At 61.8% G+C, this 19,458-nt stretch carries 19 protein-coding genes; 15 read left to right on the top strand and 4 right to left on the bottom strand.

The genetic code is table 11. The features are described 5' to 3' along the window. Nucleotides 1-3: 3 nt before the first annotated feature. From L6418_RS07985 to L6418_RS07935, 11 genes are all read left to right on the top strand, one after another. A complete protein-coding gene (locus L6418_RS07985; RefSeq protein WP_237246394.1) occupies nt 4-1,812 on the top strand; it encodes a long-chain fatty acid--CoA ligase in 1,809 nt (602 codons plus the stop codon). Beyond that, nucleotides 1,812-2,219, top strand: a complete 408-nt coding sequence (locus tag L6418_RS07980) for an acyl-CoA thioesterase (RefSeq protein WP_237246393.1) — start codon at nt 1,812-1,814, stop codon at nt 2,217-2,219. Before L6418_RS07985 ends, L6418_RS07980 begins: the two co-directional genes overlap by 1 nt. Before the next feature lie 54 nt (nt 2,220-2,273). Further along, entirely contained in the window at nt 2,274-3,566 is a 1,293-nt protein-coding gene (locus L6418_RS07975; protein ID WP_237246392.1) for an OmpP1/FadL family transporter, read from the top strand. A gap of 69 nt (nt 3,567-3,635) precedes the next feature. Continuing rightward, nucleotides 3,636-6,134 (top strand): 3-hydroxyacyl-CoA dehydrogenase/enoyl-CoA hydratase family protein, encoded by a 2,499-nt coding sequence (locus tag L6418_RS07970; protein WP_237246391.1) that lies wholly within the window; start codon nt 3,636-3,638, stop codon nt 6,132-6,134. 22 nt (nt 6,135-6,156) lie between these two features. Continuing rightward, nucleotides 6,157-6,600 carry a hypothetical protein gene (locus L6418_RS07965; protein ID WP_237246390.1) on the top strand — a complete coding sequence of 148 codons (444 nt, stop codon included), beginning with the start codon at nt 6,157-6,159 and terminating at the stop codon, nt 6,598-6,600. Between the two features lie 82 nt (nt 6,601-6,682). Next, on the top strand, nt 6,683-7,033 hold the full coding sequence (locus L6418_RS07960) for a GFA family protein (RefSeq protein ID WP_237246389.1): 351 nt from the start codon (nt 6,683-6,685) through the stop codon (nt 7,031-7,033). 18 nt (nt 7,034-7,051) lie between these two features. Further along, on the top strand, nt 7,052-7,906 hold the full coding sequence (locus L6418_RS07955) for a tetratricopeptide repeat protein (RefSeq protein ID WP_237246388.1): 855 nt from the start codon (nt 7,052-7,054) through the stop codon (nt 7,904-7,906). A 34-nt stretch (nt 7,907-7,940) separates the two neighbouring features. After that, nucleotides 7,941-9,140, top strand: coding sequence for an acetyl-CoA C-acyltransferase (locus tag L6418_RS07950; RefSeq protein WP_237246387.1), 1,200 nt, complete (start codon nt 7,941-7,943; stop codon nt 9,138-9,140). 48 nt (nt 9,141-9,188) lie between these two features. Next, complete coding sequence (locus L6418_RS07945) at nt 9,189-9,749, top strand: chalcone isomerase family protein (protein ID WP_237246386.1); 561 nt, start codon at nt 9,189-9,191, stop codon at nt 9,747-9,749. Then, complete coding sequence (locus L6418_RS07940; protein WP_237246385.1) at nt 9,742-10,986, top strand: hypothetical protein; 1,245 nt, start codon at nt 9,742-9,744, stop codon at nt 10,984-10,986. Before L6418_RS07945 ends, L6418_RS07940 begins: the two co-directional genes overlap by 8 nt. A gap of 138 nt (nt 10,987-11,124) precedes the next feature. Continuing rightward, nucleotides 11,125-12,603: an HD-GYP domain-containing protein gene (locus tag L6418_RS07935; protein ID WP_237246384.1), complete on the top strand. Its 1,479-nt coding sequence runs from the start codon at nt 11,125-11,127 to the stop codon at nt 12,601-12,603. A gap of 32 nt (nt 12,604-12,635) precedes the next feature. Here L6418_RS07935 and amrS read toward each other — a convergent pair whose 3' ends face one another. From amrS to amrB, 3 genes are read right to left on the bottom strand one after another with little or no spacing between them, the layout of a single operon-like run. Continuing rightward, the gene (gene amrS, locus L6418_RS07930) at nt 12,636-13,730 is read right to left on the bottom strand and encodes an AmmeMemoRadiSam system radical SAM enzyme (protein WP_237246383.1); all 1,095 of its coding nucleotides are present in this window, start codon (nt 13,728-13,730) and stop codon (nt 12,636-12,638) included. Nucleotide 13,731: 1 nt separating this feature from the next. Continuing rightward, nucleotides 13,732-14,298 carry an AmmeMemoRadiSam system protein A gene (gene amrA / locus L6418_RS07925; protein WP_237246382.1) on the bottom strand — a complete coding sequence of 189 codons (567 nt, stop codon included), beginning with the start codon at nt 14,296-14,298 and terminating at the stop codon, nt 13,732-13,734. Beyond that, nucleotides 14,291-15,091 carry an AmmeMemoRadiSam system protein B gene (amrB, locus tag L6418_RS07920; protein WP_237246381.1) on the bottom strand — a complete coding sequence of 267 codons (801 nt, stop codon included), beginning with the start codon at nt 15,089-15,091 and terminating at the stop codon, nt 14,291-14,293. The genes amrA and amrB overlap by 8 nt, the downstream gene beginning before the upstream one ends. 231 nt (nt 15,092-15,322) lie before the next feature. On the opposite strand from amrB, the gene L6418_RS07915 reads away from it, so the two are divergent. Continuing rightward, nucleotides 15,323-15,715: a hypothetical protein gene (locus L6418_RS07915; protein WP_237246380.1), complete on the top strand. Its 393-nt coding sequence runs from the start codon at nt 15,323-15,325 to the stop codon at nt 15,713-15,715. Between the two features lie 71 nt (nt 15,716-15,786). Here the strand turns inward: L6418_RS07915 and L6418_RS07910 are convergent, their stop codons facing one another. Then, nucleotides 15,787-16,779 carry a malate dehydrogenase gene (locus L6418_RS07910; protein WP_237246379.1) on the bottom strand — a complete coding sequence of 331 codons (993 nt, stop codon included), beginning with the start codon at nt 16,777-16,779 and terminating at the stop codon, nt 15,787-15,789. 185 nt (nt 16,780-16,964) lie between these two features. On the opposite strand from L6418_RS07910, the gene sdhC reads away from it, so the two are divergent. From sdhC to sdhA, 3 genes are read left to right on the top strand one after another with little or no spacing between them, the layout of a single operon-like run. Continuing rightward, the gene (sdhC, locus tag L6418_RS07905; protein ID WP_237246378.1) at nt 16,965-17,339 is read left to right on the top strand and encodes a succinate dehydrogenase, cytochrome b556 subunit; all 375 of its coding nucleotides are present in this window, start codon (nt 16,965-16,967) and stop codon (nt 17,337-17,339) included. Further along, a complete protein-coding gene (gene sdhD, locus L6418_RS07900) occupies nt 17,333-17,680 on the top strand; it encodes a succinate dehydrogenase, hydrophobic membrane anchor protein (protein WP_237246377.1) in 348 nt (115 codons plus the stop codon). The genes sdhC and sdhD overlap by 7 nt, the downstream gene beginning before the upstream one ends. Further along, complete coding sequence (gene sdhA, locus L6418_RS07895; RefSeq protein WP_237246376.1) at nt 17,680-19,443, top strand: succinate dehydrogenase flavoprotein subunit; 1,764 nt, start codon at nt 17,680-17,682, stop codon at nt 19,441-19,443. Before sdhD ends, sdhA begins: the two co-directional genes overlap by 1 nt. The last annotated feature ends 15 nt before the right edge of the window (nt 19,444-19,458 follow it).

Raw genomic sequence — 19,458 nt, 5'->3', positions numbered from 1 at the left:
GGAATGACGGCAGTACGGAATGAGGATGTGATATCGCCACAGCAGGCAGTGACGCTGCACGGCCTGTTCCTGGAGCGCGTGCGGCGCTCGCAGGACAAGATCGCATACAGGTATTTCGATAACCGGCAGTCGGTGTGGGTCGACCTGAGCTGGGGGCAGATGCTGGAACAGGTCGCGCGCTGGCAGGCTGCGCTGGCCCAGGAAGGGCTCGCCAAGGGTGACCGCGTGGCGATCATGCTGCGCAACTGTCCGCAGTGGGTGATGTTCGACCAGGCCGCGATGTCGCTGGGACTGGTCACCGTGCCGCTGTACACCGTGGATCGCGCCGACAACATTGCCTATATCGTCAACGACTCGAAAGTGAAAGTGCTGCTGTTCGAGACCGCCGACCAATGGCAGGAACTTTCCGGCGTGCTCGGGCAGATGGATTGCGTGCAGCGCTTCGTCTCGCTGGACGAGTTCAGGCACAACGAGCCGCGCCTGGCGGCCGCGCCGAAATACCTGCTCACGCCGGTGGCGGAATTGCAGCCTGCCGTGCGGTGCGAATGCGGCGAGCTGGCCAGCATCATCTACACCTCGGGCACGACCGGCAGACCGAAAGGCGTGATGCTGAGCCACAGCAACATGCTCTCCAACACCTACGATGCGATGGCCACCTTCACCGTGCGCAGCGACGACCTGCTGCTCTCGTTTCTGCCGCTGTCGCACACCTTCGAGCGCACCTGCGGCTATTACCTGCAGGTGATGACGGGGGCGACGGTGGCCTATGCGCGCTCCATCCCGCTGCTGTCGGAGGACCTGAAGATCATCCGCCCGACCATCCTGATCTCGGTGCCGCGCATCTACGAACGCATCTACGGCTCGATCAAGAACGCCCTGGCCGAAGGTTCGCCGCTCAAGCGCAAGCTGTTCGACCTCGCAGTCGAGGTCGGCTGGGCGCGCTTCCTGCACGAGCAGCGGCGCGGCGGCTGGAAACCCGCGTTCCTGTTGTGGCCGTTGTTGCAGAAACTGGTGGCGCAAAAGATACTGGACCGCCTGGGCGGGCGCCTGCGCACCACGGTGAGCGGCGGCGCGGCGCTGGCGCCGGATATTTCGCGCGTGTTCGTCGGCCTGGGTTTGCCGGTGGTGCAGGGGTACGGCCTCACCGAGACCAGCCCCATCGTGTCCGGCAACAAGCTGGACAACAATTTTCCCGACAGCGTCGGGCAGCCGATACGCGGCGTGCAGGTGAAGCTGGGCGAACAGAATGCGCTGCTGGTGAAGGGACCGAACGTGATGATGGGTTACTGGAACAATCCGGAAGCGACACGGGCCATGATCGATGCCGATGGCTGGCTCAATACCGGCGACATCGCGCGCATCAGCGAGACCGGCCACATCTACATCACCGGCCGCCTGAAGGAGATCATCGTGCTGTCCAACGGCGAGAAGATGCCGCCTGCCGACATGGAAGCGGCCATCCTGCACGATCCGCTGATCGACCAGGTGATGATCTACGGCGAGGGCCGCCCCTATCTGGTTGCGCTGGCGGTGCTCAATCCCGAGGTATGGCCGCAGGTCGCGGCCAAGGTCGGCGTGCGCTCGGACATGCCGGAATCGCTGACCGATACCAACGTGGAAGCCAAGGTGCTGCGACGTATCGCCCGCAACCTGAGCGGTTTCCCCGGCTATGCCAAGGTGCATCGCGTGCTGTTGCTGCGCGAGCCATGGACCATCGATAACGGCCTGCTCACGCCCAAGCTGAGCCTGAAACGCGACCGTGTGGTGGCGATGTACGGTCAACAGATCGAAGACCTGTACCGGGGGCACTGATGAACGAAGAGAACATTTCCCTGCCCGACCGCCAGCCCACCTTGCGCATGGCGGCGATGCCGTCGGATGCCAATTACACCGGCGACATCTTCGGCGGCTGGCTGATGGGGCAGGTGGATATCGCCGGCAGCATCCCCGCCGTGCACCGGGCCAGGGGCAGGGTGGCGACCATCGCGGTGAATTCGTTCGTGTTCAAGCAACCCATCTTCGTCGGCGATGTGGTGAGCTTCTATGCCCGAATCGTTAAGGTGGGGACGACCTCGATCACCGTGGACGTCGAGGTCTTTGTGCAGCGCGACCCGGAGAATCCCACCTGCCACAAGGTGACCGAAGCGACGCTGACCTATGTCGCCGTCGGCGACGACCGCAGGCCGCGGCCGGTGCCACCCCAGGAACAACCAGTTTGATGTAGCTGTTTGTTGTGCAGTCGGAGCATTCATTTATTACTCAGGGAGAAAAACATGAAATCATACAAATCGTTGATCGCCATCTCGGTGGCGAGTGCGTTGCTGGCGATATCCGGCAATGCGGCAGCATCCGCTTTTGCCCTGATCGAGCAAAGCAGCGGATTGGGCAACGCATTCGCCGGCGGTGCAGCGGGCGCTGAAGATGCAGCCACCATCTTCTTCAACCCGGCCGGCATGACCCGGCTCAAGGGGGACCAGGTGACGGTGGCGGCCAGCTTCATCCAGCCCTCGATCAAGTTCTCCAATACCAACTCGACCGGCGCAGCCTTGCAAACCCCGGGCGGCAACGGCGGCGATGCCGGCGGCATGGTGGTGGTGCCCAACACCTACCTGGTGATGGAACTGCAGCCCGCGCTGCGCTTCGGTCTGGGCATCAACTCGCCGTTCGGTCTGCAGACCCAGTACGACCCCACTTGGATCGGCCGCTTCCAGGCGATCGATTCGCAGATCAAGACCGTCAACCTGAACCCTTCTCTCGCCTACGAGATGAACGACAAGATCAGCCTGGGCATCGGGCTGGACTACCAGCACATCACCGGCACCCTGACCAGCGCGGTGAACTACAGTGCACTTGCGGGCGGCGCTTTGGGTACGAACCTGGAAGGGGTGAGCGCAATCAACGGCAGCGACTCGGCATGGGGCTACAACTTCGGTGCCCTGTTCAACCTCACGCCCGATACGCGCGTCGGCGTGTCATACCGTTCCAAGATCAATTACAACCTGACCGGCACGGTCGCCTTCAGCAACGTTCCCGGCGCATTGGCGGCGCAACCGGCACTGCAGAACGGCAACGTGACGCTGCCGATCTCCATGCCCGACACGTTCTCGATCAGCGGCTTCCAGCAGGTGAACGACAAGTGGGACGTGATGGCCGATGCCACGCGCACCGGCTGGAGCGCGCTGCAGCAACTGGTGGTCAGTCGCACCAACGGCAGCGTGCTGCAGTCGACACCGGAAAACTGGACCAACACCTGGCGCTATAGCGTGGGCACGACCTATCACTACAACGAGCAATGGCTGGCCCGCGCCGGTGCGGCCTATGACCAGTCGCCGGTCGCCGATGCGTACCGTACCGCGCGTATCCCCGACAACAACCGCACCTGGTTGACCGTCGGCGGCCAGTACAAGGTGTCGGCCGCCAGCAAGATCGATTTCGGCTATGCCCACCTGTTCGTCAAGGACACCCCCATCGCCAACAACCAGACCGCAACGGGTGGCGGCAATCTGGTGGGTATGTACAGCAGCAGCATCGATATCGTGAGCCTGCAGTACGCCTATAACTTCTAACTGTCCGTTGTCGGCGGCGGGGGTTGAACCCTGCCGCCTGTTTTGCAATTCTTGAGTGGGAGTATCGCGATGAGCAGTCATCTGAAGGTTCGCAAGGTTGCCGTGCTCGGTGCAGGCGTGATGGGCGCGCAGATCGCCGCGCACCTGGTCAACGCCAATGTCGAGACGCTGTTGTTCGAATTGCCCGCGAAGGAGGGCGACCCGAACGGCAACGTGAACAAGGCGCTGGACGGCCTGAAGAAACTCGAACCGGCTCCCATCTCAAGCCCGGCCAGGATCGCTTACATCCAGCCGGCCAATTACGATCAACACCTGGAGAAGCTGCGCGAGTGCGACCTGATCATCGAGGCCATCGCCGAGCGCATGGACTGGAAATCCGACCTGTACCGCAAGGTCGCGCCCTATGTCGGCGCGCATGCCATCTTCGCCAGCAACACCTCCGGACTCTCCATCAACCAGCTGGCGCAGGCGTTCCCCGAGAACCTGCGTCACCGTTTCTGCGGCATCCACTTCTTCAATCCGCCGCGCTACATGCACCTGGTGGAGCTGATCCCCTGCACGACAACCGAAGCGTCGCTGCTCGACCAACTGGAGACCTTCCTCGTCTCCACACTGGGCAAGGGCGTGGTGCGCGCCAAGGACACGCCCAATTTCATCGCCAACCGCGTCGGCGTGTTCTCCATGCTGGCCACCAAGCATCACGCGGCAGCGTTCAATCTCGGCTTCGACACCGTGGATGCGCTGACCGGCCGTTATCTCGGCCGTCCCAAGAGTGCCACCTTCCGCACGCTGGACGTGGTCGGACTCGATGTGTTTGCGCATGTGGTCAACACCATGCGCGAGAACCTGACCGAAGACCCGTGGCACAAGCACTTCGAACTGCCAAGCTGGTTCCAGTACCTGGTCGACCAGGGTTCGCTGGGACAGAAGACCAAGCGCGGCGTCTACCAGAAGATCGGCAAGGAGATCCACGTGCTGGATCTGCACACGCGGGAATATCGCCTGTCCGATGCCAAGGTGGACGACGGCGTGAAGGACATCCTGCGCGAGCGCGACTGGGCCAAGAAGCTCGCCGGATTGCGCAGCAACCAGCATCCGCAGGCACAGTTCCTGTGGGCGGTGTTCCGCGACGTGTTCCACTATTGCGCGCTGCACCTTGAGGCCATCGCCGACAACGCGCGCGATTTCGACTTCGCCGTGCGCTGGGGCTTCGGCTGGGACAACGGCCCGTTCGAGATCTGGCAGGCGGCGGGCTGGCAGCAGGTGGCCGGCTGGATCGCCACCGACATCTCCGCCGGCAAGGCGATGGCCGCCACGCCGCTGCCCGCATGGGTCACCGATCCGGCCCGCCTCGCCGTGCACGGCATGCATGGCTCCTATGCGCCGGCAAGCAACACCTACCAGCCGCGCTCCGCCTTGCCGGTGTACCGGCGCCAGCTCTATCCCGACCGCTTGCTGGGCGAGGTCAGGGTCTACGGCGAAACGGTGTTCGAGACCGACGAAGTGCGCCTGTGGCACAACGGCGACAGCATCGCCATCCTCAGCTTCAAGAGCAAGATGCACACCGTCAGCAACGAAGTGCTGGACGGCATTCTGCGCGCGGTGCACGAGGCCGAGGCGCATTTCAGCGCGCTCATCCTGTGGCAGACGGAACCGCCGTTCTCGGCCGGGGCCAACCTGCTGCAACTGATGCAGGGCATGCAGGAGCCGGCACCGGACGAAGGCCTGTTCGGCCGCTTCAAGCAGGCGGCCAGCCGCGTCAAATACACCATCGCGGGCGGCGGCGGCCTGGGCGAGATCGTCAATGCCGCCACCGGCAACGTGCCGAAAGTGGAAGCGGTGGTGGCCAAGTTCCAGCAGGTCTCGCAGCGCCTCAAATACGCGCAGGTGCCCACCATCGCGGCGGTGGACGGCCTGGCGCTCGGCGGCGGCTGCGAATTCTCCATCCACTGCACGCGCATCGTCGCCACGCTGGAAAGCTACATCGGCCTGGTCGAGGTCGGCGTCGGGCTATTGCCCGCCGGCGGCGGCTGCAAGGAGATGGCGCAGCGCGCAGCGGCGGAAGCACAACGCTTCGCCAACGACAACCGCGTCGACGTCTTCCCCTACCTGCGCAAATATTTCCAGAACATCGCCATGGGCGAAGTCGCCAAGAGCGCCGAGATGGCGCGCGAGATGGGCTACCTCAGGCAGTCCGACCGCATCGTGCTGAACCGCTTCGAGCTGCTGCACATCGCCAAGGAAGAGGCGCGGGCGCTCAACGCCACCGCCTACCGCCCGCCGCTGCACCAGCGCCAGATCGCCGTGGCCGGCCGCACCGGCATCGCCACCCTGCAGGCCGCGATGATCAACATGCTGGAAGGCAACTTCATCTCCGAGCACGACTACAACATCGGCAGTCGCGTCGCTGAGACCCTGTGCGGCGGCGATGTGGATGCGGGCAGCCTGGTGGACGAACAATGGCTGCTCGACCTGGAGCGGCGCAATTTCATGGAACTGCTGGCGCACTTCAAGACGCAGGATAGGATTGAGTACATGCTGAAGAACGGGAAGCCGTTGAGGAATTGAGTGTGACTATATGGGGCAGCAAATGAGCGATACAGACGACTTCTACCTGCAAGTGGCTTACGCTCTTTCTGGTTGCCAGCTTGTTGAACAGGAATTGAAACTATATATATCTGAAGCACTCGAGTATGTGCGGAAATGTGTTGGCAAGAGGTTGCCGTTCAAGATGGTTGGTCAAGACTACGAAGATGCCTCGTTAGAGCGCCTCATTCAAGCATTTCGTAAACTGACGAACAATGATGAGCTTGTTGATGAACTCAACAAGTTCAAGACCGAACGCAATTTTATTAGCCACAAGGGAATAGCTCATTGCCTCGATCCGATGGGGGATTTAGGAGACATTTGGGTGGCTGAGTTCATGCCACGTCTGCAAGCAGTTCAAGTGGAGGCAGAGCGTTTACGTCGAGCAATTCGCGAAGAAGGTGGTTCCTTCAAATGCCATCTCTATTTTGGGGAATTTCAGGAGTGATATGGAGTTGGCATCGCAACTGTTTTTGAAAGGCAGCGCATGGCGCTCGAGAGCCTGATTCGGAGGTGAAAGAAGAATGGCAATGCAACCATACAAAGGCAGCTGCCACTGCGGTGCGATCCAGTTCTCGTTCGAGGCCGAGCCTTTCATACACGGGATACGCTGCAACTGCTCGTTCTGTGCCAAACGGGGAACCATGATGCATCTGGTGCCGGGGGCGAAGTTCGATATCAAAGCGCAGGAAGGCTCGCTAGGTCAGTACCAGTGGGGCGCGAAGACGGCGAAGCATTATTTTTGCAGGAACTGTGGCGTCACCACTTTCAGCGAAGCGAGCAAATGGCCGGGGCAATACATCGTGAACCTCGGCTGCGTGGATGGCGTGGATACCTTTGCGCTGGAGACGAAGGTGTTCGATGGCAAGAATTTGCTGTAGGCAGGAAAGGAAGCAGGGATGCATGCGCTGGATGTAAGCGAAGCGGATTTTGAAGAGAAGGTGGTGGTGGCCTCGTACAAGCTGCCGGTGGTGATCGATTTCTGGGCGCCGTGGTGTGCACCGTGCAAGGTGCTGAAGCCCATCCTGGAAAAGCTGGCGGGTGAATACGGCGGCAAGTTCCGCCTCGCCAAGGTGAACTCGGACGAGAATCCGAATATCTCGGCCAGGTTCGGCGTGCGCGGGATTCCCGCGGTGAAGGCGCTGATGAATGGCAAGGTGGTGGATGAATTCACCGGTGCCTTGCCGGAAGGACAAGTACGCGAATGGCTGGAGAAGATCATTCCCAGTCCTTCCGAGGAATTGCGTCTTGCAGCGCAGCAACTGGCGGCGGCGGGGGAGGTGGATGGCGCGTTGCAGAAGCTGACCGAAGCCTCCGCGCTCGACCCGGCCAACGAGTGGGTGCGCGTGGATGCGGCGGAGCTCCTGCTGCACAAGGGCGAGATGGATGAGGCGCAGCGCCTGCTCGACAGCCTGAAGGATACGGATGTGCTGAAGGATGCGCGCGTGCTGCAGCTGAAGGCGCAGACCCGGCTGGCCGAGATGAGCGCGACCGGCGAGAGCGAGGCGGAGCTTGCCGCCGCGGTGGCTGCGGATGGCAACGACCTGGAAGCGAGGTTGAAGCTGGCCAACGTGCTGATCGCCGGCAACCGTCCTGCCGAAGGCATGGACCAGTTGCTGGAGATCGTTGCGCGCGACCGTACATTCAAGGACGACATCGGGCGCAAGACACTGCTCGATGTGTTCAACCTGCTGGGCGGCGGCGGGATCGTGCCGGAGTACCGGCGCAAACTTTCGGGGCTGTTGAACCGTTGAAGTACATAATGCAATCCAATCGTGAGGTAAAGCCATGAGCAAGCAGGTACAGGAAGCCTATATCGTTGCCGCAACGCGCACGCCGGTCGGCAAGGCGCCGCGCGGCATGTTCCGCAACACCCGTCCGGACGACCTGCTGGCGCATGTGCTGAAGAGCGTGCTGGCGCAGGCGCCGTCGCTCGATCCGGCCAGCGTGGGCGATGTGATCGTCGGCTGCGCGATGCCGGAGGCGGAGCAGGGCATGAACGTGGCGCGCATCGCCTTGCTGCTGGCCGGGCTGCCGAACACGGTGCCAGGCATGACCGTCAACCGTTTCTGTTCTTCCGGCGTGCAGGCGGTGGCGCTGGCGGCGGACCGCATCCGCCTCGGCGAGGCCGATGTGATGATCGCGGCGGGCACCGAGAGCATGAGCATGGTGCCGATGATGGGCAACAAGGTGGCGTTCAATCCGGCCATCTTCGAGAACAACGAGCATTACGGCATCGCCTATGGCATGGGGCTGACGGCGGAAAAGGTGGCGGAGCGCTGGAAGGTGAGCCGCGAGGCGCAGGATGCCTTTGCCCTGCAGAGCCACCTGCGCGCCATTGCGGCGATCAACAACGGCGAGTTCGAGGACGAGATCACGCCGTACCGCATTACCGACAATGTGCCGGACATGGCCACGCGCGAGGTGAAGATAAAGGTGCGCGAGGTCTCGCAGGACGAGGGCCCGCGTGCCGATACGTCGCTCGAAGCGCTGGGCAAGCTGAAGACGGTGTTCATGCAGAAAGGCTCGGTGACGGCGGGCAACAGTTCGCAGATGTCGGACGGTGCCGGTGCGGTGCTGCTGTGCAGCGAGGCGGCGCTGAAGCGCTACAACCTGACGCCCATCGGCAAGTTCCTCGGTTTCAGCGTGGCGGGCGTGCCGCCGGAGATCATGGGCATCGGCCCGAAGGAGGCCATCCCGCGCGTTCTGAAGCAGGTGGGGCTGAGCCTGGGCGACATGGGCTGGATCGAACTCAACGAAGCCTTCGCCGCGCAATCGCTGGCAGTGATCAACGATGTGGGACTGGATCCGGATATCGTCAACCCGCTCGGCGGTGCCATCGCGCTGGGTCATCCGCTCGGTGCGACCGGGGCGATCCGCACCGCGACGTTGCTGCACGGATTGCGTCGCCGCAAGCAAAAGTACGGTATGGTGACGATGTGCATAGGGACGGGCATGGGGGCGGCCGGGGTGTTTGAGGCGTTGTAAACCTGCCGCGCAACGATTTCCCGCCGTGTTTTCTTGAAAGCTCAGGACATGAAAAAGATATTGCTGATGGTTGGTTTGCTGTTGAGCTGGAACGCCAGCGCACTGGAGGTCGCCGGCGTGCAGCTGGCGGACAAGGTGCAGCTGGGCACCGCGAACCTGCTGCTGAACGGCGCCGGTGTTCGCACCAAGTTCTTCTTCAAGATCTATGTCGGGGCGCTGTACCTGCCGCAGAAGCAGACCTCGGGTGAAGTGATCATCGCGGACGAGCGCGAACACCGGATGGCACTGCATATCCTGCACGAATTGAGCAGCGAAAAATTCTCCAGCGGTTTCAATGAGGCGATCAGATCTAACCACACGCCGGCGGAGCTGGCTGCACTGGATGCACAGCTGAAGCAGATGGCACAGATCTTCGAGGCGATGAAGGAGATCAGGCCGGGCGACGTCGTCACGCTCGACTACCTGCCCGGCATCGGTACGCAGATCGGCGTGAACGGCAAAACGTTCGGCAGCGTTCCCGGGGCTGCGTTCAATCGCGCCTTGCTCGATATCTGGATCGGCAGCAAGCCGGTGCAGGAAGACCTTAAAAAGGAGTTGCTGGGTGGCTGAATCGATCGAACCTGCAGGGGCGAGAGAGCATTTCGATGTGGACCATGATTTCATCGCCCACCTGAACGGGGAATGCCTCGAATGGGCCTGGATGGACGGCGAGGCCTTGCAGCGCGCCATGCAGGCGCAGGGGGCGGACTGGTACGAGCTGGTGCAGCAGCGTTGCCCCTACCTGTTTGCGGCCGGCCCGGTCTTTGTCAGCGAGCTGCAGCTGCGGCAGATGTGCGAGGTGATCGCTGCGGTGCAGGAAGTGGTCGGCAAACCCGAGCCACATACCGAGCATGGCGTGTTCTACGGCTACGATTTCCATCTCAACGAGCAGGGCGTGCATCTCATCGAGGTCAACACCAACGCGGGCGGCGCCTTCCTCAATGCGCTGCTGATCGACAGCCAGCACGGCCTTTTCCTGTACGGTTCGGCAGTGGCCGAGGGACACCTGGAGCAGGTGTTCGTCGAGATGTTCCGCAACGAATGGCGCGTGGTGCGCGGCGATGCGGTGCTCAAGACCATCGCCATCGTGGATGAGCAACCGGAGTCGCAATATCTCTATCCCGAGTTCCTGCTGGCGCAGAAGATGTTCGAGAAGGTGGGCATCGCGGTGCATATCGTCGATCCCTCCGCGCTGCAGGCGCAGGGCGACGGCCTGTATCACGATGGCCAGCGCATCGACCTGGTCTATAACCGCCTGACCGACTTCGACCTGAAACAGCAGCCGCATATCCGCGCTGCCTGGGAGCAGAAGCAGGTGGTGCTGACGCCCAACCCGATGCATCACCAGCGCTATGCGGACAAACGCAAGCTGGCGCTGTTCACCGATGCCGATGCGCTGCGCGCGAAGGGCGTCTCGCAGGTCAGCATCGATGCGCTGCTGCGCGGCGTTCCGCAGACGCGCCTGGTGCAGGTCGGGGATGCCGCGCAGTGGTGGGAGGAACGCAAGCAATGGTTCTTCAAGCCGGTCAGCGGCTACGGCAGCAAGGGGGCGTATCGCGGCGAGAAGCTCACCAGGCGCGTGTTCGACGAGATCATGCAGGCCGACTACGTGGCGCAGCGGCTGGCCTTGCCCGACGAGCGCAAGGTCTGTGCCGCAGGGATCGAGCCGCAGTCGCTCAAATACGATGTGCGCTGCTATGTGTATGACGGAGAGATCCAGCTGGTCGCCGCGCGCCTCTACCAGGGGCAGACCACCAACTTCCGCACCCCGGGCGGCGGTTTCGCGCTGGTGCGCGAAGTATCCTGATTGTTACAGCGCTTATCTTCACAAGCGGTCGGGTTATCTAGATAGCTATCTAGATAGCCCGGCATATTGCGGTAGCGCCAGCATCGTCGCAGAATGGCTGTCCGACCTTGAGGTATCGGGTTGTCCTGGAAGAGGGCGATGATGATTGCGATTCCCAATCTGGCTTCACTGCGGCTCAATCTGGATGATCTGCTTTTCCATATTGATGAGGAGAACCTGCGCGTTCGCGCCGAGCAGCTCCGCACACGGATGACCGTGTATCTTCCGCTCGTGTTGAGCCAGGTCGCTTTGCAATTCCTGCTGGTCGTGTTGTTCTGGGAACATGCACCCCATCATTGGCTGCTTGCCTGGCTGGCTGTTTTCTATGCCTTGCACACCGTCGAGATCGTCAAGTGGGCCTTGCATCGAAAACGGTTGAATACGCTGCAGGAATGCCGCGACTGGAACATCCATTTCTCCGTCATTTCGCTTGCCGCCGGGGCCCTGTGGGGAACCGCCGCAGTGGCCTTCTTCCCCGACGACATCGGTTATCAGAGCCTGCTGATCTGCATCATGCTCGGGTTGGTGGCCGGTGCGGTCACCATGAATCCGGTGCACCCGCCGGCGATGTACGGCTATTTCTTCGGCATCATGATCCCGCTGATGGGGCGCGTGGCGTTCGAGAACGATACCATCCACTGGATACTGGTGCTGATGCTGGGCATATTTGCCGTCGTGGTGCTGCTCTCCGGGCGCGGGCTGAACCGGACCTTTTTATTGACGCTGCAGCAAGGGTTCGAGAATCTTTCCCTGCTGCAGCAACTGACGGCGCAGAAGCAACAGACCGAGGAGGCGCGCAGCCAGCTGGAGCGGGCCAATGCCATCCTGCAGGGCAACGAGCACAGGCTGGAGCAGATGGTGCAGGAACGCACGGCCCTGCTGCGGCAAAGGACCGAGGAGATGGTGGCGATCAAGGATACGACCATCCTGGCGCTGACCTCGCTGGCGGGAACGCGTGACAACGAAACGGGCAACCACATATTGCGCACGCAGCGCTACGTCCGCAACCTGGCAATACATTTGCGCGACCACCCGCGCTTCCGCGATTTCCTGACCAGCGAGAACATCGAGATGTTGTACAAGATCGCTCCGCTGCACGATATCGGCAAGGTGGGCATCCCGGACCACATCCTGCACAAGCCGGGCAAGCTGACGCCGGAAGAGTTCGAGATCATGAAGACGCACACCACGCTCGGCGGCAATGCGATCTCCGGTGCGGAGAACCTGACCAACGTGCGCAATAGCCCGTTCCTGATCGCAGCACGCCAGATCGCCATCGGGCATCATGAGAAATGGGACGGCAGCGGTTATCCGTTCGCGCTGCGCGAGGAGCATATCCCGCTGCCGGCACGGCTGATGGCGCTGGCGGATGTCTACGATGCGATGACATGCCGGCGCGTGTATAAATCGCCCATTGCCCACGATGAGGTGGCAGACGTGATCATCGACGGTAAAGGGAAGCACTTCGATCCCGATGTGGTCGATGCATTCATTGCGGCGATGGACGAGTTCCAGGAGATCGCCGCGCAATACCGCGACCGGGAAGTCAGTGCGGCGATCGCGCAGGCGGCCGTCTAGGGCAATCTCTCCGGCCCGCAAATCCCAAGTTTTCAGTTGTTGCAGATCACCAGCGGTATGCGTTGCCGACCGAACTGGCCGGTGAACTTGCCGAACTGTCCTGCCAGGGGCGTTCCGCAATGCGGGCATGTGCCGTTCTCGGTGAGCGCATAGTCGTTGATCCGGTGCCAGTCGCGCACGATGAGCGGGTGCTGGCAGCCGGAACAATAGGTGGTGCCTCCGCTCAGGTCGTGCACGTTGCCGGTATACACGTGCAACAAACCGGCAGCCTGGGCGATCCGGCGCGCTTCGGTGAGCTTTCCCGGGGGCGTGGGGGGGATGTCGGTCATCTTGTAGTCGGGATGGAAGGCGGTGAAATGCAGCGGCACATCGGTGCCAAGCTCGCGGGCGATCCATTCGCTCATCTGGCCGATCTCGTGGGCGCTGTCGTTGTAGCCCGGGATCAGCAACGTCGTCAGTTCGACCCAGACCGAGGTTTCCTGGCGCAGGTATTTCAGCGTATCCAGTACGGGTTGCAGGTGGGCGCCGGTCTGGCGGAAATAGAATTCGTCGGTGAACGCCTTCAGGTCGACATTCGCCGCATCCATCCTGGCATAGAACTCGCGCCGCGGCTGGTCGTGCATGTAGCCCGCGGTGACCGCCACCGTCTGGATGCCCAGTTCGTGGCAGGCGTCGGCGACATCCATCGCATATTCGGCGAAGATGACCGGATCGTTGTAGGTGAAAGCCACGCTCTTACACTCCAGTTCGGCTGCCGTGCGTGCGATTGCTTGCGGCGATGCCTGATCGGCGAGCTTGTCGAAGCTGCGCGACTTGGAGATGTCCCAGTTCTGGCAGAACTTGCAGGCGAGGTTGCAGCCGGCTGTGCCGAACGACAGGATGCTGCTGCCGGGATGGAAATGGTTGAGCGGCTTCTTCTCGATGGGATCGACGCAGAAGCCGGAGCTGCGTCCGTAGGTGGTCAGTACCATCGCGTCGTCGATGCGGCCGCGCACGAAGCACGCACCGCGCTGGCCTTCATGCAGCTTGCAGTCGCGCGGACACAGGTCGCACTGGATGCGGCCATCGTCCAGTTTGTGCCAATACCTGGCGGGATATCGTTCGGCGATGCCGATCGGCTCGTCCATCTCAGCGCACCCCGGCGAAATCAGCTTCGCGCCACTTGCTCACGGTATAGCGCGACAGCTTCACCTCATCTGTCCAGAAGTCGTCGGGCAGTCCGGCTTTGCGCTTGAGCTGGGCCATGAAATGGCGCGGCTGCTGAAGTTGTTCCCAGACTTGCGGCAGGAAGGTGCTGCGATGGCGGCCGTATTCGAAAATGACCCCGTCCACGCCGGGGCGCAGTTGTGCCAGTGCGTCGTGCTCGCCGCTGAATTTGATTGTTTCGGCCGCCGACAGCAGGGATACCTCGCATTCGGTCGCTTCCAGCTCGTGCCGGGCGAGGGGGTCGAAGCGGGGATCACGAAAGGCTGCGGCGAGGGCATTGCGATAGACGTCCTCGGCCAGCGGACGATGCGCCTGCAGCGAGCCGATGCAGCCGCGCAGCTCGCCATCCTGCGTCAGGGTGACGAAAGTCGCCCCTAATTCGTCCAGCCATTGCGCTTGTGGAACGGGCGCGTGCACTTCGCACAGCGCCTCGGTAATGGCGCCGCGCGCGATATCGATCAGTATTTTGCCGCGAGTCGTATCAGTCATGTTCCTCTCCAGAAATAAAGGCAATGGATGCATATCCAACCACCTTTAAATTAGACCCCGCAGTGTCGCCAGAGTTGCGCAGGTCGAGCAGTTGCGGCTGGAGTCGATGCCTGCGTGCGGCGAGGATCAGCCCGTTGATGGGGGTGGCGCCGCAGGCATGGTCGTGGGAAATGGGCTGCTGCAGGCCGAGGATGTCGTGGACGGTTTCGCGGTCGACGGCCTGTGCCGCTGCGTAGGGTAGGTAATGCGACAGGTCGGAACTGACGACGATCAATGTATCTTCTCCGCCCCAGACCTGTTCCAGCACTTCGGCCACTTCTTCCGCAGTTGCCATGCCGACTGCCAGCGGCAGCAGGGTGAAATCCTTCAGTACGCTTTGCAGGAAGGGCAGTTGCACTTCCAGCGAGTGTTCCTGCCTGTGCGCTTCGCGGCTGACGGTGATCTGGGGCAGGGATGCAAGGGTGCGCATCACATCGGTATCCAGCCGGATCTGGCCCAGCGGCGTATCGAAGGCATCTGCATCAGGTAAAGCCAGGCCGCGTACCGCGACCCGATGGGTGGGACCGAGCAGTACCACACGACGGATGCGCGGTGCGACGTCTTTCAATGCGGCGTAGGCGCTGGCGGCGATGGCGCCGGAATAGATATACCCCGCATGCGGACAGATCAGCGCTTTTGGATTCAGGGCGCGCGGCTGCGCCTCGTGCAGGTATCGCTGCACGTCTTGCGCGAGTTGCCGCGGATCGTCCGGATAGAACATTCCGGCCACGGCGGGTGAACGAACTGCTGGCATGGCTACCTCCAGTTTTCCATCTTTGTAATATGGAGACTGCGCTGGGTTAATCAAGCCATGGTCCTGACTATTCGGTCCGTGTGTCAATTTGCAGACAGTGTGACTTAAATCACTGAAATCGATGCGACGCTGGCGTAGTATCCGCGCATGTCCTCGTAACGGGATGGTATGGGGGCATGAAGCGAGATTCACACCGGGTTTTGAGTCATTCCGTATTCCTTTGGAGGCATTATGAACAAGCATGTCATGTTGTTGGGTTTGTCCGTCGTCGGTTTGTTGTCGGGAGCGGCTGCCGTGGCTGCCGATCAGACACAGACCAGGGACCAGACGCAAACCAGGGATCAGACACAGACGCAGACTCAGGATCGCACGCGGACACAGACGCAGGACCGGACGCGGCAGACCGTCGGCAGGGAGTTGATGACGCCGGAAGAGCGCCAGCAGCAGCGCGCCAAGATGCGCAATGCCAACACACAGGAAGAGCGCGAGCGGGTGCGCTCGGAGCATCATGAGGAAATGAAGGAACGCGCTAGGGAACAGGGCAAGACGATTCCAGATGCGCCCCCGGCCGGTGGTATGGGCGGAGGGATGGGAGGCGGAATGGGCGGAGGCGGGCCGCGCTAGGCTGCCTGTGCGGAATGAAAATGGCCTGCGACAGCGCAGGCCATTTTTTTATCCGCAACGCGAAACGGCGGCTATCGCAGCAGGTGTTTCACCAGCTCGCGTTCGCCCAGCAATTCGTTGTAGCTATCCATCATGTGCTTGCGGCCGAGCTCGCTGATGGGCAGGTCTTTCACGATCTGGTAGTTGCCGTTGCGGCAGGTGACCGGAAAGCCGTACAGCACACCTTCCGGAATCCCGTAGCTGCCATCGGAAGGCACGCTCATGGTCACCCAGTCGTTATGGTGAGAATGCAGCAGCCAGTCGTGAACATGGCCGATGGCGGCATTGGCGGCGCTGGCCGCACTGGAAAGACCGCGCGCCTCGATCACTGCAGCGCCGCGCTTCTGCACGGTCGGGATGAATTCCTTTTCGCTCCATTCTTCCCAGCCGTTCTGGCGCAGGATGTCGATCACCTTGCGCCCGCGCACTTCGGCGTGAGACAGGTCGGGATACTGGGTGCCGGAATGGTTGCCCCAGATCACCATCTTCTTGATGTCCTGGATCGGCTGGAACAGCTTCAGCGCGACCTGGGTGATGGCGCGGTTGTGGTCGAGCCGCATCATCGCGCTGAAGTTGCGCGGGTCGAGTCCGGGGGCATTCTTCATGGCGATCAACGCATTGGTGTTGGCCGGGTTGCCGACCACCAGCACTTTGACATGGCGCGCGGCGACCTCGTCGAGGATGCGCCCCTGCTCGGAGAAGATGGCGCCGTTGGCTTCCAGCAGGTCCTTGCGCTCCATGCCCTTGCCGCGCGGCTTGGCGCCCACCATCAGCACGACTTCGGCATCGCGGAAGGCGACGCGCGCATCGTCGGTGGTGATGACCTGCTGCAGCATCGGGAAAGCGCAGTCTTCCAGTTCCATCGCCACGCCGCGCAATGCCTGCTGTGCGGGGGGGATGTCCAGCAGTTGCAGGATGATTGGTTGTTCGCGCCCGAGCATGTCGCCGTTGGCGATGCGGAACAGCAGGTTGTAACCGATCTGTCCGGCGGCTCCGGTGATCGCGACTCGGATGGGTGCTTTCATGATGCCCTCTCTCGGTTGATGATGCTGTAGGCAGATTATGGACGACAGGATTATTAAATTTTCAGAATCCGATTATTAAATTTTCGTAACCGAAAATTTCACTCTCATCATAGTCCTTTTGCTTTTCACTCGCCAAGCGGAGGTGTACGATTGCGCCATTGGAATTTGGTTGTGGAAAAATAGAAATGAATAAGACACGCCCCAAACACCTGGCTCTGCACAAGATCAAATTACCTCTCCCCGGCTACGTTTCCATCCTGCACCGCGTCAGCGGTGCGGTGCTGTTCATCTCCCTGCCTTTGTTGTTGCTATTGCTCGACCAAAGCCTGCGTTCCATCGAAACTTACACCAACCTGACCGAGCATCTGGCCAGCCCGTTCCTGAAACTGGTCTTGCTCGGCCTGATGTGGGCCTTCCTGCATCACTTCTGTGCGGGGCTGCGCTACCTGGCGATAGATCTGCACCTGCTGCCCAGTCTTGCTGCGGCACGTACCAGCAGCAAGTGGGTGATGGCAGTCAGCCTGACGTTGACCATCGTGTTCGGGGTGAAGTTATGGTGAATCGCGTCGTGACCGGCGCGCACTACGGTCTGCGCGATTGGCTGGTGCAGAGAGTCACTGCTGCGGTGATGGCTATTTACAGCCTGGTTGTCGTGGTCTATCTCCTGCTGCAGCCGTCCTTCGGCTACGATATCTGGGCCGAGCTGTTTTCCGGCAACGTCATGCGCACTTTCTCGCTGCTGTTCCTGCTGAGTTTGTTCTACCACGCCTGGATCGGCGTGCGGGACATCGTGATGGATTACGTGAAGCCGGCGAGCGTTCGCCTGCTGATCCACGTGCTGGTCATTCTCGCACTGGTGCTGTACGCGATCTGGTCGGTGCAGATTCTTTGGGGACTTTGATGGCTTTGGCGAAAAGAACATTTGATGTGGTGGTGGTGGGCGCTGGAGGTGCGGGGATGCGTGCCGCACTGAGCTTGTCCGAGGCGGGCCTCAAGGTCGCGGTACTGTCCAAGGTGTTCCCGACCCGTTCGCACACGGTGGCCGCGCAGGGCGGCATCGCCGCTTCGCTGGGCAACGTCAACGAGGATAACTGGCACTGGCACATGTACGACACGGTGAAGGGTTCGGACTATCTCGGCGACCAGGATGCCATCGAGTTCATGTGCCGTGCCGCGCCGGAGGTGGTGTACGAGCTGGAGCATTTCGGCATGCCGTTCGACCGGCTGGACAGCGGAAAGATATACCAGCGCCCGTTCGGCGGGCACATGCAGGATTATGGCAAGAACCCGGTACCGCGCGCCTGTGCCGCCGCTGACCGCACCGGTCACGCATTGCTGCACACGCTGTACCAGCAGAACGTGCGCGCGAATACGAACTTCTTCGTCGAGTGGATGGCACTCGACCTGATCCGCGACCAGGACGGCGATGTACTGGGCGTGGTAGCGATGGAGATCGAGACTTCCGAGGTGATGATCCTGCAGGCGCGTGCCACGCTGTTCGCCACCGGCGGCGCGGGGCGCATCTTCTCGGCCAGCACCAACGCCTACATCAACACCGGCGACGGGCTCGGCATGGCGGCGCGCGCCGGCATCCCGCTGGAAGACATGGAGTTCTTTCAGTTCCACCCGACCGGCGTGCACGGTTCCGGCGTGCTGATCACCGAGGGCGTGCGCGGCGAGGGCGGTTATCTGGTGAACAAGGACGGCGAGCGCTTCATGCCGCGCTATGCGCCGACCGCCAAGGACCTGGCCAGCCGCGATGTGGTCGCGCGCGCGATGGCGACCGAAATCAAGGAAGGCCGCGGCTGCGGTCCGCACGGCGACCATGTGATGCTCAAGCTCGATCATCTGGGCGACGAGGTGATCCGTCACCGCCTGCCGGGCATCCGCGACATCGCACTGAAATTCGCGCATGTCGATCCGTCCAAGGCGCCGATCCCGGTGGTGCCGACCGCGCATTACATGATGGGCGGCATCCCGACCAACTACCACGGGCAGGTTGTCGCGCCGCACGGGACGGCGCCGGAAGACGTGGTGCAGGGGTTCTACGCGGTAGGCGAATGTGCCTGCGTTTCGGTGCATGGCGCAAACCGGCTGGGCTGCAACTCGCTGCTCGACCTGATCGTGTTCGGCCGCTCTGCGGCACGTCAGATCATCGAGGACCTGAAGAACAATCCGAACCCGAAACCCTTGCCCGCCGATGCGGCGGATCGCCCGCTGGCGCGATTGGCCCGTCTGGACAACCAGAAGAATGGGGAGCGGGTCGCGGAGGTCGGGGATGCGATGCGCAGGACCATGCAGGCGCATTGCGGCGTGTTCCGTTTCCCCGACCTGATGGCCGAAGGCGTGCAGAAGATACGCGAAGTGGCTGAGCGTGTGCGCGTCACCGAGATCAAGGACAAGAGCAAGGTATTCAATACGGCCCGCGTCGAGGCGCTGGAACTGGACAACCTGATCGAGGTCGCCCAGGCGACGATGACCGCCGCCGAAGCGCGCAAGGAGAGCCGTGGCGCCCACGCCAGGGAGGACTTCCCCGAGCGCGACGACAAGAACTGGCTGAAACATTCCCTGTATTACAGCGAAGGCCACCGGCTTGATTACAAGCCGGTACGCCTGAAGCCGCTGACGGTGGAATCGTTTCCGCTCAAGGCGCGGGTGTATTGACAGGACAACTGGCCC

Source organism: Sideroxyarcus emersonii (assembly GCF_021654335.1).
GTDB classification, from domain to species: Bacteria; Pseudomonadota; Gammaproteobacteria; order Burkholderiales; family Gallionellaceae; genus Sideroxyarcus; species Sideroxyarcus emersonii.
The sequence above is the reverse complement of the archived record's forward strand: the minus strand, read 5'-3'. Positions and strand labels throughout refer to the sequence as shown.